This is a genomic window from Shewanella seohaensis (genome assembly GCF_023283775.1).
Lineage (GTDB): Bacteria > Pseudomonadota > Gammaproteobacteria > Enterobacterales > Shewanellaceae > Shewanella > Shewanella seohaensis.
In genome coordinates, this window is sequence record NZ_JAKILE010000007.1 from 39,113 (window position 1) to 54,868 (window position 15,756).

The following is a 15,756-nucleotide window of genomic DNA, read 5'->3' on the forward strand; positions in this document are numbered from 1 at the left end:
CACCTAGAACAGAAAAACAAAAGGTCTGCACTATGCAGACCTTTTTATTGGACGAAATAGACTAACGCCAGTGGTTATTGACCAAAACCCACCGCATTAATATCAACGGTTTGCACTTGGCCATATTTGGCAGCGATAGGCGCTATCTTGCTAGCGTTGCCAATCAGCACAAACTGCAGGTCTTTTTGTGGGAAGTAAGTTTTTACTAACCTTTGGGTCTCTTCTAAGGTTAAGCCGTCCACTTTAGCTTGGAACTCGTTGATAAACTTATCATCGAAGCCGTAGAGATACATGCCAGATAAGAGTCCAGCCAATTGTCCCGAGGTTTCAAACTTAGGCGGGAACTGACCTTTAACATAGGCCTTAGCCGAATCAAGAGTCGCTTGGTCAACGCCTTTTTCCCATAAACGAGCATAGGTTTTCAGCGCTAAATCAATCGCTTCTTGAGTGGTTTCCGTCTTAGTGAAGGTGCTAATGGTAAACACGCCCGAGTCGGTATAAGGACTAAAACCGGAGCGCGCGCCATAGGTTAGCCCCGCATTCACCCGCAGCTCATCGTTCAGCCAAGAGGTAAAGCGGCCACCTAAAATGGTGTTCACTACCGTTAGCCCCACATAGTCGGGGTTATCACGGCTAATGCCTAAACCACCGATAACAAAGGTAGTTTCCATCGCATCAGGCTTATCCACCAGCAGCACTTTGGCCTCAGTTAACTTTGGTAAACCTTGGTTTAAGTCGGGCTGAACGAGTTTTTCGCTGCCTTTCCACTGGCCAAAAGTCTGGGTTAGCTTGGCCTTCATCGCCGCCACATCAAAATCCCCCACCACTGTTAATGCGGTATTGGCGGGTTGATAGTAGCTTTTATGGAAGGCGCGCAGCTGCGACACTGTGACTTGCTCAAGTGACTCGCGATTACCCGATGACGCATTACCGTAAGGATGGGCACCGAACACCAGTTTATCGAAGTAGCGACCAATCACGGCGCGCGGGCTTTCTTTATCCTGCTGTAAACCCGCAATGGCGCGCTGCTTAAGCTTGTCGAACTCGGCCGAATCAAAGTCGGGGCTTAATAGCGCGGCGCTGAATAGGCCGAGCATCACATCGGTATCTTTCGCCATAAAATCGGCGGCCAGATAACTACCTTCTTTGTCGGCTTCGGCCCCTAAGCTAGCGCCGAGAAAATCCACTTGCTGCTCAATCTCGGCCTTGGATTTACCCGCCGCACCAAGGAGTAAACCTTCGGCGGTCATTTGGGCGATACCCGCTGTGGTGTCGTTTACCGCCCCAGCACGCACGACCGCGTTTAGGGTGATTAACGGCACTTCACGCTGTGGCATTAAATACACGGTTAGGCCGTTATCTAACACTAACTTGTCGTAACTTGGCATGGCAAAGCTGCCAGTATCGACGCGTTTTGGTGCCGTGGTGGAGGCGCAGCCGGATAAGGCTAAGCTAGTGCCTAGGGCTAATGCGACCATTAACTTAGTCGGCTGCAAAGATGATTTTATAAAGGATGATTTAACAAAGGAGAATTTCATTGATCCGACTCCTCGTTTGCCGCCAATACCGCAACAGTGCGATTCGATTTGCGTAAATAGGTTTGGGCAACACGTTGGATATCCGCAGGCGTTACCTTGTTATAGGCCTCTGGCGCATTAAATAATTTATCGTAGCTACCAAAATACATTTCATAGGTGCCTATGGTGTTGGCCTTGCCATTGATGGTTTCCATCGCACGATAAAAGTCCATCAACTTGATATTTTTGACTTTATCTAGCTCTTGCTGGGTCACGCCATTGGTCGCAATGGCATCGATTTGTTCGATCAGCGCGCGCTCTAAGGTGTTAGCATTCACTTCAGGCGTGGCTACGCCCATCACGTAGAACAGGTTAGGATCGACCGACATCGGCATATAAGTCTCGGCTTCGAGCGCGACTTGCTTATCCACCAGCGCTTGATATAAACGCGAGCTATTACCTTGGCTTAGGATAGAGCTGAGCAGATCCAAGGCATAATAATCGGCATGGGTCGCCGCTGGCACATGGTACGCCAACATCACGTTAGGTGTACTGACCGAGGCTTTTTGAACGAAAGTACGGCGCTCGCCCTTTTGCAAAGGCTCGACGGTACGCACGGCCTTAGGCGGTGTTTGCGCAGGAATAGGCGCAAAATACTTATCTGCCAATGCCTTAACTTGAGCCAGTTTTACATCACCGGCAATCACTACGACCGCATTGTTCGGCGCATAGTAGGTTTTATGGTATTGCACTAAATCTTCTAAGGTCCAAGCGGCAATATCCGACTCATGGCCAATGACAGACCAAGAATAGGGATGCGCTAAAAAGGCCACGCCTTTAACTTCGCCTTCGAGGGTATTCCAGTTGGAGTTTTCAAGCCCAGTCGAACGCTCCGACTGCACTACGCCACGCTCGCTTTCCACCATATCGGGATTGATATCTAAGTTGGCGATACGGTCAGCCTCGAGGTCGAACATGGTTTCTAGCGCATTAGCTGGGAACCAGTCGGTGTAGACCGTCATATCCTCTGTGGTGTAGGCATTGTTAGCCCCACCCGCGGCTTCCATGGTACGGTCGAACATCTTAGGGCCGTATTTTTTCGAGCCGTTAAACATCATGTGTTCGAAAAAGTGTGAGATACCGGTAATCCCCGGGACTTCGTTGCGGGAACCGACTTTCCAAAACAGATACATGTTGGCATTGGGAATAGAAGAGTCCTCTAGCACCATGATTTTCATGCCGTTGGCTAGCGTAAAACTCTTGATGTCTTCTGCCGTTGTGGCCTGTGCTTGGCTTAAGGGATTAAAGAGTCCCATCGCCAACACCAGCGCCGATAGCGTGCGCTTCATCTTGTTCGCTCCTTGCTGTAAAAATCCACATATGAAGGCAAATTGCCTAGCAAATCAAGCGTGGGAAGGCCTTCCCACGCCGATTTTTTGTAAGCTCAAGTTATACCGAAAAGCTGACGGAATAAGGCTTAAGCGGTTTATTGCGCCTTAAGTGCCGTAAGGGCAACCTTGGTCATGGCTTCTACCCCGACTTTGAGTGCACTTTCATCCACATAGAAGGCGGGAGAATGGTTACTGGCAGCCGTTTCAGGATCAGTGCCTTTTGGTGTCACCCCGAGGAAGAAAAACATCCCAGGAGACTCTAGGGCATAGAATGAAAAGTCCTCGGCACCTGTGATTAATCCAGGCTCAATCAGCATCTTATCGCCAACCACACTGGCAAGCACTGGGCGCATACTGGCGACCAATTCAGGATTATTCACCACCACGGGATAACCTTGATGGATTTCAGTTGTCGCGGTGGCACCTAAAGTTTTTGCCGATAACTCGGCGATTTCGGCCAAACGCACCTTAATATCGGCGCGCATAGGTTGATCGAATGTGCGGATGGTGCCAATCAGTTCCACTTCATCGGGAATAATATTCGAGCGAATACCGCCATTGACTGCGCCAAAACTCACCACGGCGGGCGCTTTGGTAATATCCACCTGACGACTGACAATGGTTTGCACATTGGTAATAATTTGCGCCGCGGCGACGATAGGGTCGACGCCATTCCAGGGGCGAGAACCATGGGTTTGACGACCTTTCACTTTGATTGTAAAGGAATCTTCACTCGCCATGGCTGGGCCGCTACGCACACCAATCATGCCGCTTGGCATACTCGAGGTCACATGCATGCCAAACACTTGGTCGGGTTTGCGCTTGGCAAACAGCCCTTGTTTTAGCATTAATTCCGCGCCGCCCTCTTCACCATCAGGCGCACCTTCTTCGGCGGGTTGAAAGATAAACATCACATCGCCAGCAAGGCTATCCTTCACTTTCACTAAATTCTCGGCCACGCCCATTAACATAGCCACATGGGTATCGTGACCGCAGGCATGCATCACCCCAACGGTTTGACCACGATAGGTATCCGTCGCTTTGGAGGCAAAGGGCACATCGACCACTTCGGTCACGGGCAAAGCATCCATATCCGCGCGAATAGCAATCAAAGGACCGGGTTTACCGCCCTTTAACTTTCCGCCTTTCAAGATAGCAACAACCCCAGTATGGGCAATGCCCGTCTGCACTTCTAATCCGAGGGATTTCAGATGCTTTTCGATAATCTTGCTAGTGCGAAACTCGCGGTTAGATAACTCAGGATGCTGGTGCAAGTCACGGCGCCAGTCGATCACCTTTTGCTCCACACCCGCCGCTAACTTGGCCGCGTCGGGCTGCGCCGCATAGGCAGAACTTAGCCCAGCACCCATTAAGCTCAAGGTGACGATGGAAGCGAGTAAGCTTTTGGTGAATCTTGATTTGCTCACACCGAGTGAACGGGAATAAGGTGCAAAGGATGTTGCTACAGAGGATGTTGATAACGCGCGCAATACCGAGGGTACAGTCATAGCGATAACCTATTGTTGTTTTTATAAGCTATCTAAACTACACGGACATAGAGAAATTGTTAATAGATTTAATAGTAAGGAGACATTACGCAGTCCACTCAGTATAAATCACGCGGCTTGCAAAATATGCCGACAACCTATTGTTGATGGCCTCCCGAAATCAAAAGACGAGGCAAAGCGATTACTCACATAAGGTGAGTCAGTCAGGATTTTGAGAGATTTTCACACACCATACAAAACCTGCGACAGCTTTTGTCGCAACCTTTAATTAATATACTGTTATTCCGCTAAACATCGAAAAATTCACCATGCAACCTAACTTTCAACGCCAAGTGACACTACTGAGTTTAATCCCGCGGGCGCCACGTAAAATCTCGGTGAATGAATTAGTCGAGCGGCTGGCAAACCGCACGCAGGATATCAGCAAGCGTTCGGTGCAAAGGGATTTAAAGGCCATGTATGAAATGGGCACCTTTGGCTTACGCCTCGATGATAGAAACAAGCCCTATGGTTGGTCGATTGAGTCCTGCTGGCGCGGGTTGAACCTAGAGCTAATGGACCAACATATGGCGCTGGCTTTAACCACCTTAAAGCGCAGTGCGAGTCAGTTGATGCCACCACAAAGCTTGCAACAACTACAGCCCTACTTCGACAGGGCCGATCAGGTGCTGGCTAGCGATCCCGAAAACCCTTGGCTCTATTGGGCGTGCCGAGTCGCACAGCTTCCCGAGCCTTACCCCTTTATCCTGCCGCAGCACCAACCTCAGTCCTTAGAGGTCATACAGCAAGCGATTTTGGATAAGAAACAAATTCGCTGCGATATCAAAAAATGGATCAATGGTAAAATGCATTGGCTGCATTACAACCCTATCAATCCACAAGGAATTTTAATTCGCGATGGGGTGGCGCTACTCGCTTTTACCATTGGCAGCTTTGATAAGCGCCGCCACCATAAACCGATAGGCTTACTGCTTAACGCGCAGCTATTGCCCAGCGCGGCGGTTAAGAGTGCCGATTTTGATATCAATAAAACCGCACAGGGCTCGCGTGGCGAGAAGATATGTCTCGAACTGCTGCTCTCCGATAAGGCGAGTTTTATCATGCGCGAAGCCAAGTTTAGCGATAACCAGACCATGCAATTACGCGAGGATGGCCGCTTTTATGTGGTAGCAGAAGTCACTGACACCCCAAAACTGCGCGCAGCATTGTGGGAAATGGCCGATACCGTGGAGGTGCTGGCACCGATAAAACTGGGGGAGCACTTTGCCGCCCTCAGCCAAAAAATGGCGGCGAAATACCGTTAAACCGTTTATCGCATTGATGCGACAAGCTGAGTCGCAACTCAAGGTTAGTCTTGCTTTACCATTGCTAACCGTGAGAGTCGCTATGTTTGAACTAATTCATGAAACTGCCACTGGCGCCATGCCCAAATTAACGGTATTCGGCGTCGGAGGTTGTGGTTGTAATACCATTAATCAACTCAGCCAAGTCAATCTGCCATCCAGCGTAGAATTAATTTCCGTCAATACCGATGCCCAAGCCATGGCAGCCACCAGCAGCCATTACCGTATTCAAATTGGTCCACAAACGACGAAAGGCTTAGGCGCAGGCGCCAAGCCCGATGTCGGCTGCGCAGCAGCGATTGAGTCGGCGCAGGCATTAACTGAACAAATGCAGCATAGCGATATCGTGTTTCTCACCGCGGGATTAGGCGGCGGCACAGGTACGGGCGCGCTACCGCAGGTGGCAAAGCTCGCTCGAGAGTTAACCAAACCTGTTATCGCCGTTGTGACCATGCCTTTTAGCTTTGAGGGCCAGCACAGAAAGGCCAATGCCGAAGCCGGACTGCAGGAATTATTGGAGAGCGCCAATGCCGTTATCGTTCTCCCCAACGATAAGCTTGCCGAGGTGCTTGGCGCCAAAGTGACCCTGCTTAATGCATTCAAAGAGAGCAATAAAATTTTACAGGATGTGTTACTGGGGCTTGCCAATACCATCAGCCAAGCTGGGCTTATCAATATTGATTTAAATGACTTTATTTCCGTCATCAGCCGCCAAGGTCGCGCCGCAATGGGCGTGAGCTGCCTTCAGGGCGACGAGGAGCTTATCTCGGCGGTGAAACGCGCCATGCAACATCCTTTGCTCGATAATATTGAACTCAATCAAGCACAAGCGGCAATTGTCAGTGTTGTCGCAAAAGACACGATAGAGCTCAGTCAATACAACCAAATCGGCGCAACTGTACATGAGCAATTACCGCGGGATGCCCTTGTGATTATTGGGCTAACTATCGACCCTAACCTCGAATCGGAGCTCGAAATCATGGTGATAGCAACAGGGATTGGATTCACGCCGCCGGAAATTCAAGATCCTATCCAGGCAGTCAATGACAACTATATCAATGTGCATGATTTTATTAAGCGTCAGGCGATATCCATCGCCGATCCTGCACCATCCAAGTTCGATTTAGAAAACTTACAGATCCCAACTTATCTGCGGCAGCAAAAGCCTCAAGCGCATTAATTAACCTGAGTTCAGGTTAATTAGCTTGATGCAAAAACACGACGTCTTTGTCGATGATTTCCAGTTGCCAGCCGTAATGCTCGGCGAGCCATTGAAAGGTGGCTTCGGAGTAAAAGTTAATATGGGTGGGATCATTTTTATAATGCCAAGTGCTAAAGGCCGTGGGATTGAGCACTCGCTTCGTCATTACGGCCAAAATGCCCTTGGGCTTGAGCAAGGTGTTTAATAAGGTCAGTAACGCATCGGCATCACTCACATGCTCAATGACCTCTGTTAGGGTAACAAAATCGTATTGCCGCGTGAGTAACTCGGGGTGGTTAGCGTAATAGAGATCGTAGTTTTCGACCCGATAACCCCGCGTTTGCGCCAGCAGACTCAACGCCTTGCCCTCACCACAACCAAAATCGAGCCCCAATGCCGTTGGCGCAAAGCGGCTCAACAAGGGGGCGAGGGTTCGGTCTAGAAACTGCTGATAACCGAGATCCTGCGGGTGATTCTCGTGCTTATCGTATTCAGCCTTTTCGGCTTCAGGACTCAGATAAAATTCGGCAGGCACGCTCACCAAGGCACACTGCTGGCACTGTTGGTAACGACGGCGTTTATCTTGGTGGTAAGCCACTAAATCGGCACTGTGGCAAAGGGGACAGGTGTTCAACAGCAATTCCTAGCAGAATCAAAGGGCAAACGGTGAATATTGCCCTTAATGTAAAAATAACTAAGGTTTGGGGATTTTACGCTCTTTGGCGGCCGCTTCCTTGGCTTCTTGCAGATATTTTTGCTCGCGGCTTTCCCTTTCATCGAACTGCTTTTGAGCCTTAAGCTTTTGTTGGGCTTCCCAATCCTGCGGATTGGACTGTTGGCGGATTTTTTCTTCCCGTGCCGAGGTTTCTTGGGCGGCTCGGCGGGCCTTTTCAAGCTGCGCCTGCTCAATACGCTGCGAGTCGATGCGCGCCTTATCGGCCCTTTGCTCTAAGGTCAGCCGTGGTTTCGGCTGTTCAGCCGCATGCGCGGTAGACAATACTAGGCCGACAACGACACTTAACGCGATGGTGGGGATAAGTTTTTGCATCCTATATTCCTTAGAGTCCTTCCTCGGCTGATTGACACGGCAAACTGGGTATTCAGGGCAAAACATAGCATAAAACCGTATTTTACAGTGATGAGTTAGAATGATTTTCGTGTAAGACGCTGAAAATCAGCTATCTTAGACTGTCAGTTTTTAGTTGTTATTTGAGCAAAACCTCGATTATGTTTATTTTAACCTCGCTGGAATGATGTACTATTTGAATTAATTTCGTTATAAACGAAGTACCTAGCTATAGGATGTGACCTTAATTTGCGTCACAAGGGAGTATCCTAAATGATCAGATGGCAACACTTGCTCAATAAACTCAGTACAGATGACCCTGTATTGCAAGATAAGCTGTCATGCTGGCAAGCCGATCCGCACCAGACTCCCCTCGCCCTGATCCAAGGCTTTAGTTTTATTAGCGCAAATAGCGCCACCCTCGATTACTTTGGCACCGAATACGATGCCTTAGTGAATACCACGCCCTATGACTTTTCACCTAGGATCCAATCCTCTGGACGCAATAGCGTTGAATTTGCACGGGAAATGATTATTGAGGCGGCATCGGGGAACCATGTCGAATTTAGTTGGCTCCACCTGAGCCAACAGGGTAAAGAACTCCCCACCAAGGTAAGACTCTACCCTTGTTATTTACAGCAACAAGCCGTAGTGCTCGTTGAGCTACAAGCCCTCAACCGTCGAACTCAAGTTCGGCCGTCGATCTCCGATGGCTTTGCCCATATCCCACGGGAAATTATGGCGACCACACTTGAAGAGAGTGCCGAGGCCGTTTATATCACCGATGCTGATAATCGCATATTGGCCGTGAACAAGGCTATGTGCCGTATCTGCGGTTACAGTGCGGAGCAATTGATCGGTAAAACTCCTGAGTTTTTAGAGGCCAAACTCCTGCCACCAGGGCAAGAAACCGATTGCCAAGCCGCCATGAAACTTCGGGGATTTTGGCATGGCGAGACACTTAAACAGCGTTCTGACGGGAGTCACTTTCCCGCATGGCAGAGCAGTCGCCGAATCGAGACCGATGATAATGCCCTGTATCATGTGAATATTTTCAGCGATATCAGCACCAAAAAACTGCTCGAAACACAGCTCACCACCCGCGCTATGTACGACACATTAACGGGGTTGCCGAACCGTTATCATCTCAAGCAAATACTCAATAGTGCCCTCGATAAACTGAAGGATGATCCTTCCACCCTCGGCGCACTGATGTTTTTAGACCTCAATGGTTTTAAGAACATCAATGACAGCTTTGGTCATTCCATGGGGGACAGGGTGTTACAACTGGTGGCCGCGCGTTTAGAAGCAGGCTGCATTGAGAAGGCCGATATCGCCCGTATGGGGGGCGATGAATTTACCTTAGTGCTGCAGGAATGCAGCTGTAAGGAAGAAATTCAATTATTTGCCGAGCAAATACTGAGCCTGTTCGACAGTCCATTTGAAATCGAAGGGCAAAAGTTCTTCCTCGGTACCAGTATTGGTATCGCACTGTTCCCAACCCACAGCGATCAAGCGGGACAGCTGATTAGCTTGGCCGATACCGCCATGTATAGCGCGAAGAAAAATCAGCCGCACTTAGTCTTTTATGACAAGGCGATGAGCCAAGCAGCTGAGCTTAAATTAAAGCTTATCAACAATCTAAGGCATGCACATAGCCTCAAGCAGTTCAATCTTGCCTATCAGGCAATTGTGGATTTACACACCAATAAGCCCATTGGTGCCGAGGCGCTGTTGCGTTGGCAAAAATCCCCTAACGAGCATTATGAAGCGGCCGAATTCGTCCCTTTACTCGAGGAAACAGGGCTGATTATTACCATTGGGCAATGGGCACTGGAGCAAGCCTGTAAGCAGGCCGCCATATGGCGCGCGAGTTATCAGCCTGATTTTAAAGTGTCGGTTAACGTATCGCCCTTACAGTTGGAGCATGTGGATTTTGTCGGCCAAGTGATTAGCGCCCTAGAAATGGTCGCTCTGCCCGCCGAAGCGCTGATTTTAGAAATCACCGAGTCAGCGCTGTTACGTCAACCCGAGTTAGCGCGCCAAACCCTTGAGCGCATCAAAGCCTTAGGTGTCGGCATCGCCATTGACGACTTTGGTACGGGTCTCTCATCACTCAGTCGTTTAGGAACCTTACCGATAGACAGTGTCAAAATTGATGCTGAATTTGCTATGCGCCTTAATGATGTCTCGGGACAAAAACTTTGCCACGCCATAGTGCAATTAGCACAGGCTCTCGACATTCACTTTGTGGCAGAAGGCATTGAAACGCAGCAGCAAAAAGACATCATTACCCATATGGGACAAGGTTTTGCGCAAGGCTTCTTGTTTGGTTATCCCAGCTCGGTTGAACAGTTTACTCAAGCCTTTTTAGCCGAAAGGTGTATCGCTTAAGGTTGAGCTGCAACGCGGTGATAATTGACTGGTTTATGGGTGGATTTTTACGAATAGACTCATTGGCTCGATAGCCCTGCCAGCACACCATTAAGAATGGAATCACTCCCCTGCAAAGCAATTGGCTGGCAAAGCTATCTCATCATTTGCGCTGCAAATGAATCACCGCTATTAAACCTTGTTTTACGTTACGTTAGCGTGATCTGAATAAGATTTTAACTATTTTAATTCGTACGGGGTCTCAAAAACGTAAGAATTTAAAAACACTTATTCTCCGCCCTGATAACGCAGCCTTACTTGAGCTGGCATCGCCCGAATGCGCATCTCCACCATAGCATCGAAGGCATTCAATAAAGGCGACAGATCTAAATCCGGCTCGAGTGCTTTTAGCATATAAGCACTCGCTTCTAAGGTTGATAAACTGTCACTGCGACTCGATTTACGGATCTTATATCTTGATGCATAACCTTCGGCCAAGTGCACAGCCGGCAATTGAGCTAACCAAGGATTGAGCTGCAAGATTTTAAAGGCTTTGCGCCAAGTGCCATCGATCAACAACAGCACACAATCGGCGCAAAGCTTCTGTTGTTCGACACTCACACTCTGCTCAGAGGGATACACAAGATAGACAGGGCGTTCGCCATTCATCAATTGTTCGCGCAATAAGGCAAAATCCGCTTCAGTCTCCCCCACATACACTTGGGTATTGGGGATCACTAGACTTAACACCTTGACGCTATTCTTTTTATGCTCGACTTCCGAGGGATGCTGCAATATCACTAACTGCGTTTGCGGTTGTATTAGCTGCACATGGGCGCAGAGGCATGCATTCATCGGATAACAGCAAATAGGACAATAGTGGCGGCTCAAAGCAAACTCTCTATAAAACGTTTATCCAGCAGTATAACAGCTTAAATTACCGATAAAAAATGCCCGTAGTTATGGTCAAATAAGCTACGGGCAAAGGGTGTTTTTGGTTAGCCGCTTAGGGCGAATTAATGCTCTGCGGCTAATTGCTCTTGGTGCCAGTGGTCGAAGCGGCTGAGCGCCATCATTGAAAGTAATCCGACAGAAAATACTCCCATCACTAAGGCCACAGCATAGGGTGCGGTCAGGTTTGTTTGCTGCACAAGGCCAGCCACCACAGACGCACCACTCATCTGAATAAAACCTAACATCGCCGTAGCGGTACCCGCCCGCTCGCCAAAGGCAGACAGTGCCATACTGGTCGCTGGGCCTAATAACAGCGCAAAACCAATACACAACAGCATCATAGGCAGCATAAAGGCAAAGGCGGCGGCCATGCCGACACTCGGGCCGAAGGCTTGCGTTGCGATAATCAATACCGCCGAAAGCACCAGTAGCACTAAGGCAAGGATGGCGGTTGGACGGTTGCCTAACTTGCGGATCACCACTGGCGCGGCAAAACAGGCCACAATATTGACTACAGCGTTCAAACCGAACAAACCACTAAAAGCTAACTCAGACACCCCTAAATGGCCGATAAGCCACACGGGAGAGTAAGACACATAACTTAAAATTGCCGCCATCGCCGACATACAGGCAAAGGCATAGAACAAGAAATGGGTATTGCTCAGCACAGGTTTATAACGACTCCAACGGTACAATGGGCCTGTGCTAACGGTATTGGCAGGACGGGTTTCGGGTAAACGATAGCCCACCAATAACATCATCAAAATCGCGTATAGGGTCATAAACACAAAGGTCGAGCGCCAGCCAAATTGCATGGCTAATAGTCCGCCAAGGGTAGGTGCCAAGGCGGGAATAACGCAAATAGCACCATTTAAGTAACTGTAAATACGGGCGCCTTCCTTCGGCGAATAACAGTCACGCACAGCACTAAAGACCACAATCGAGGTTGAACACGCCGCTAAACCTTGCAGCACGCGAGCAAGTTGCAACCAGTGAAATTCAATCGCAGCAGCGGCGAGCAAACTGCTCGCGCCATAGAGCAATACACCAAAGAGTGCCACGGGGCGACGTCCATAACGGTCGGCCAAGGGGCCAATCAATACCTGTCCCACACCCATAGCAAATAAAAACAGTACTAAGGTGGACTGTACTTCGCTGGCAGACACGGCGAACTCTGCCGCCATAGTGGGCATAGAAGGGAGGTAAATATCAATTGCCAGAGGGCTAAGTAGCACCAAAGACATCAAAATAGGTAACAGATTGCGCCGCATAAAACTTATCTCGGTTAAACAGTAAAAAGTATTTCAGTGGGCGCTATTTTAAATAACTCAAGGTATGAACAGAAATGGTATAATTTCCAAAGTGAATTTCCTCTAAGGAATATCTATGAATCTCGACAACTTAGCCAGAATCGATCTCAACCTACTGGTGATATTGAAGGTTTTGCTCGAAGAGCAGAGCGTCACCCGCGCAGCGAGTCGATTACATATTAGCCAGTCAGCATTGAGCAAGAGCTTGAATCGCCTGCGAGAAACTCTAGATGATCCCCTGTTCCAGCGCACTGCCCACGGCCTAAAACCCACGGCACATGCGCTCAATATTGGGCTTAAATTGCCGAATATTTTGCAGGACTTATATCAACTCACTCAGCCACCGACGTTTACGCCGGCCAGCAGTAACAGGCAGTTTTCCTTCGCCATGGTTGAAAGCGCCTACGAAACCTTAATTCCCTATTTTATCGGCCCATTATTAAGCACTGCACCGAATCTGAAGCTCGACTCCTATGTGTGGACCGAGAAATCGATGCACGATTTGCAGCAGGGGCAAATTGACTTTGGGATCTCGGGGCGGGATCTACACCCACTGTCGGACTCGCAAACGGACAGACTCCCAGATGGCATTAGCTGCCAAACCCTGTTTACCGACAGGCAAGTGTGTTTGGTGCGCCAAGATCATCCCTTGATGACCGCACTCACCTCGCTCCAGTGGGATTTATCCCTGTACTTGGATATGGCACATGTGCAGGTTCGTTGTGAAGGGAGTGATTGGTGGGCGCTGGATTACTTTCTGGCCGACCTTGGCCACAGGCGCAAAATCAGCACGACTGTGCCAGATTTTTATGGCGCGGCCAGCATCTGTGCCCACAGTGATTTAATTTTCACTTTGCCTTCAAGCTTTGCACTGCACGCATGCAAGCTGTATCCACTGAGGCTATTGCCTCTGCCCTTTGAATTTATCCCTATGGCCTATGTGCTGCTCTGGCATCAGCGCAACGATGAAGACCAAGGCCATAAATGGATGCGTGATACCATCTGCCAAAGTGTTGAAAAGCTTATGCAACCTTAGGATTAAAGCCATAAAAAAGCCCAGGATACAAGCGTATCCTGGGCTGATTCAACTCTACACACTTAGAGAATAAAAGTTGCTACTTGGGCGTTGAGATCATTCGCACGCGCCTTTAATCCTTGGGCTTGAGTCAGATCCGATTTCGCGGCCTCGGTGATTTCGTCGGTAATATCTTTAATCGCTACGGTATTTTGGGTGATTTCTCCCGTGACCTGTGTTTGCTCTTCGGCGGCAGTGGCAATTTGGCCTGCCATATCTGAAATGATATGCACGGCTTGGGTGATCTCCTCCAATGCCTTCGCAGCGGCATTCGCATCTTCCACGCTGTTGCCTGCGAGCATTTGACTGCTTTCCATCAAACTCACGGCTTTTGCTGTGGTGCGTTGCAGGGTTTCAATGGTCGCATGTACTTCTTGGGTCGAATCTTGAGTCCGGCGCGACAATACCCGCACCTCATCGGCGACCACGGCAAAACCACGGCCCTGCTCACCCGCGCGGGCAGCTTCAATCGCCGCATTGAGCGCTAATAGGTTGGTCTGCTCCGCAATCCCTTGAATTGTGCCCAGAATACTGGAGATAGACTGAGCGTGATGACTTAAATCTTCAATGACCTCAGTTGCCTGAGTAACTTCATCGGCTAAGGAATTGATCGAACTGCGGGTTTTATTAACTAACTCTTTCCCTTGGAAACTACTTTCAGCTGATTGCTGCGCCGCTGTCGCGGTATTTTCCGCATTGGCGGCAATTTCATTGGTTGCACTCGCCATTTCAGTCACCGCCGTTGCCACCATAGCGACTTCCTGCTGCTGACGCAGTAACTCCGCAACCGAAGATTGTGTCGTCACGAGGCTACGTTCAGCATCTTGATCTAATTGATTTGCCAATTGACGAATATGGCTGATCAGTTGATGCTGACTGCCGACAAAACGGTTAAAGCTATCAGCCAGCACGCCCACCTCATCCTGAGTGTCGACGGAAATACGTTGAGTCAAATCCCCATTTCCATCGGCAATACGTGCGAGCGCCTGAGATACTCGGCTCAATGAACCGAGTAGAACGCTTATTAACCAAGAAATTGCTAATACGCTTAAAATTAATACTAGTGTCGATAATCCAAACTGAGTGAGTAGCAAACTAGAGAGTGGTGCCTCGAGTGTTTCTCTATCCAGTACAAGGACTAATTTCCAATCTGTATTTGGAATATCAACACCCCAAACTAACTTATCGCGATCTTCACTTTCAAAGTACATAGGAAGCAAAGTGCCAATTTTTCGGCTTAATTCTGACAAATTACTATTTAGCTCATTGTCTATATCACTAATAGGCTTTAGTGTTTTAGTTTGATCTTTATAAGCGATAATGGTGCCGTCTTTATGCATCATGATGGCATAACCGTCTGCAGGTAACTCCATTCGATTAACTTCTTCAGTAAGATTATTAATCGACAAATCTCCAGCAATAACACCACCTGCAACAGGCTCAGCCAAAGTCACCACCAGAATATTAAATGCAGTATCAAGATAAGGCTTAGTTAAAACACTTCCGCCAGTTCGCATAGCTTCTTGGTACCAAGGGCGAGTACGAGGATCGAAATTGGTATAATCGGTCGCAGGCTCAGAGTCCCGCATGTTACCGTCAGACTCCCCAAAGAATGTTGATTCAAAACCTCCCGATTGTTTCGCCTGCTTCATTGCTTGCACAATGTCATGGTTTAGCTGAGTTTCCATCGCTTTCACAATTTGCTGACGACTTGAAAGCCACTCACTTATGATTAACGCTTGCTGCTCTCCAAGACGCTGAGCTTGCTCTAAATTAACATCTAACAGCACTTTTTTCTGACTGGTATAACTTTGCCACGACAGTAGTAAAATCACTGCTGAAAGAGCAAGAATAACGGACGAAAGAATTTTCTGCTTTAATGAATATGATTTCATAGGATATTTCGCAAATAAACACAGGATAACCGCCCTACTTCGAATAAAAATTATTCAAAGCAGCATTTAGCTTACCAAAATACGTGAATTAACAACTTACGTATTTACTCTTGATCGCAAAAA

12 protein-coding genes are annotated in these 15,756 nt (G+C 48.6%); 4 read left to right on the top strand and 8 right to left on the bottom strand.

Annotation, left to right across the window (positions count from 1 at the left end; genetic code table 11):
• Positions 1-74 precede the first annotated feature (74 nt).
• The 3 genes from L2713_RS09720 to L2713_RS09730 form a co-directional block, all read right to left on the bottom strand.
• On the bottom strand, positions 75-1,538 hold the full coding sequence (locus tag L2713_RS09720) for a M16 family metallopeptidase (RefSeq protein ID WP_248967735.1): 1,464 nt from the start codon (positions 1,536-1,538) through the stop codon (positions 75-77).
• Positions 1,535-2,866, bottom strand: coding sequence for a M16 family metallopeptidase (locus L2713_RS09725; protein ID WP_248967736.1), 1,332 nt, complete (start codon positions 2,864-2,866; stop codon positions 1,535-1,537). The genes L2713_RS09720 and L2713_RS09725 overlap by 4 nt, the downstream gene beginning before the upstream one ends.
• A gap of 137 nt (positions 2,867-3,003) precedes the next feature.
• On the bottom strand, positions 3,004-4,416 hold the full coding sequence (locus L2713_RS09730; protein WP_248967737.1) for an amidohydrolase: 1,413 nt from the start codon (positions 4,414-4,416) through the stop codon (positions 3,004-3,006).
• Positions 4,417-4,724: 308 nt separating this feature from the next.
• Between L2713_RS09730 and L2713_RS09735 the strand changes: the two genes are divergently transcribed.
• Both L2713_RS09735 and ftsZ read left to right on the top strand, forming a co-directional pair.
• Positions 4,725-5,720 carry a helix-turn-helix transcriptional regulator gene (locus tag L2713_RS09735; protein WP_248967738.1) on the top strand — a complete coding sequence of 332 codons (996 nt, stop codon included), beginning with the start codon at positions 4,725-4,727 and terminating at the stop codon, positions 5,718-5,720.
• 82 nt (positions 5,721-5,802) lie between these two features.
• Positions 5,803-6,939, top strand: a complete 1,137-nt coding sequence (gene ftsZ, locus L2713_RS09740) for a cell division protein FtsZ (protein WP_248967739.1) — start codon at positions 5,803-5,805, stop codon at positions 6,937-6,939.
• 16 nt (positions 6,940-6,955) lie between these two features.
• On the opposite strand, the gene L2713_RS09745 is transcribed toward ftsZ, so the two are convergent.
• Both L2713_RS09745 and L2713_RS09750 read right to left on the bottom strand, forming a co-directional pair.
• The gene (locus L2713_RS09745) at positions 6,956-7,594 is read right to left on the bottom strand and encodes a class I SAM-dependent methyltransferase (protein ID WP_248967740.1); all 639 of its coding nucleotides are present in this window, start codon (positions 7,592-7,594) and stop codon (positions 6,956-6,958) included.
• A gap of 60 nt (positions 7,595-7,654) precedes the next feature.
• Positions 7,655-8,008 carry a hypothetical protein gene (locus L2713_RS09750; RefSeq protein ID WP_248967741.1) on the bottom strand — a complete coding sequence of 118 codons (354 nt, stop codon included), beginning with the start codon at positions 8,006-8,008 and terminating at the stop codon, positions 7,655-7,657.
• A 291-nt stretch (positions 8,009-8,299) separates the two neighbouring features.
• Between L2713_RS09750 and L2713_RS09755 the strand changes: the two genes are divergently transcribed.
• Positions 8,300-10,420, top strand: coding sequence for a putative bifunctional diguanylate cyclase/phosphodiesterase (locus tag L2713_RS09755; RefSeq protein ID WP_248967742.1), 2,121 nt, complete (start codon positions 8,300-8,302; stop codon positions 10,418-10,420).
• Between the two features lie 267 nt (positions 10,421-10,687).
• Here the strand turns inward: L2713_RS09755 and L2713_RS09760 are convergent, their stop codons facing one another.
• Together L2713_RS09760 and L2713_RS09765 are read right to left on the bottom strand one after the other, a co-directional pair.
• A complete protein-coding gene (locus L2713_RS09760; RefSeq protein ID WP_248967743.1) occupies positions 10,688-11,290 on the bottom strand; it encodes a tRNA-uridine aminocarboxypropyltransferase in 603 nt (200 codons plus the stop codon).
• Between the two features lie 125 nt (positions 11,291-11,415).
• The gene (locus L2713_RS09765) at positions 11,416-12,624 is read right to left on the bottom strand and encodes a multidrug effflux MFS transporter (protein WP_086903546.1); all 1,209 of its coding nucleotides are present in this window, start codon (positions 12,622-12,624) and stop codon (positions 11,416-11,418) included.
• A 115-nt stretch (positions 12,625-12,739) separates the two neighbouring features.
• Here L2713_RS09765 and L2713_RS09770 point away from each other — a divergent pair, with 115 nt between their 5' ends.
• Positions 12,740-13,699 carry a LysR family transcriptional regulator gene (locus tag L2713_RS09770; RefSeq protein ID WP_248967744.1) on the top strand — a complete coding sequence of 320 codons (960 nt, stop codon included), beginning with the start codon at positions 12,740-12,742 and terminating at the stop codon, positions 13,697-13,699.
• Between the two features lie 62 nt (positions 13,700-13,761).
• Here L2713_RS09770 and L2713_RS09775 read toward each other — a convergent pair whose 3' ends face one another.
• Positions 13,762-15,633 carry a methyl-accepting chemotaxis protein gene (locus tag L2713_RS09775; protein ID WP_248967745.1) on the bottom strand — a complete coding sequence of 624 codons (1,872 nt, stop codon included), beginning with the start codon at positions 15,631-15,633 and terminating at the stop codon, positions 13,762-13,764.
• Positions 15,634-15,756 lie beyond the last annotated feature (123 nt).

Coding starts and splice junctions, on each gene's coding strand:
- L2713_RS09720 (WP_248967735.1), bottom strand. CDS start 1,538: ATGAAATTCTCCTTTGTTAAATCATCCTTTATAAAATCATCTTTGCAG.
- L2713_RS09725 (WP_248967736.1), bottom strand. CDS start 2,866: ATGAAGCGCACGCTATCGGCGCTGGTGTTGGCGATGGGACTCTTTAAT.
- L2713_RS09730 (WP_248967737.1), bottom strand. CDS start 4,416: ATGACTGTACCCTCGGTATTGCGCGCGTTATCAACATCCTCTGTAGCA.
- L2713_RS09735 (WP_248967738.1), top strand. CDS start 4,725: ATGCAACCTAACTTTCAACGCCAAGTGACACTACTGAGTTTAATCCCG.
- ftsZ (WP_248967739.1), top strand. CDS start 5,803: ATGTTTGAACTAATTCATGAAACTGCCACTGGCGCCATGCCCAAATTA.
- L2713_RS09750 (WP_248967741.1), bottom strand. CDS start 8,008: ATGCAAAAACTTATCCCCACCATCGCGTTAAGTGTCGTTGTCGGCCTA.
- L2713_RS09755 (WP_248967742.1), top strand. CDS start 8,300: ATGATCAGATGGCAACACTTGCTCAATAAACTCAGTACAGATGACCCT.
- L2713_RS09765 (WP_086903546.1), bottom strand. CDS start 12,624: ATGCGGCGCAATCTGTTACCTATTTTGATGTCTTTGGTGCTACTTAGC.
- L2713_RS09770 (WP_248967744.1), top strand. CDS start 12,740: ATGAATCTCGACAACTTAGCCAGAATCGATCTCAACCTACTGGTGATA.
- L2713_RS09775 (WP_248967745.1), bottom strand. CDS start 15,633: ATGAAATCATATTCATTAAAGCAGAAAATTCTTTCGTCCGTTATTCTT.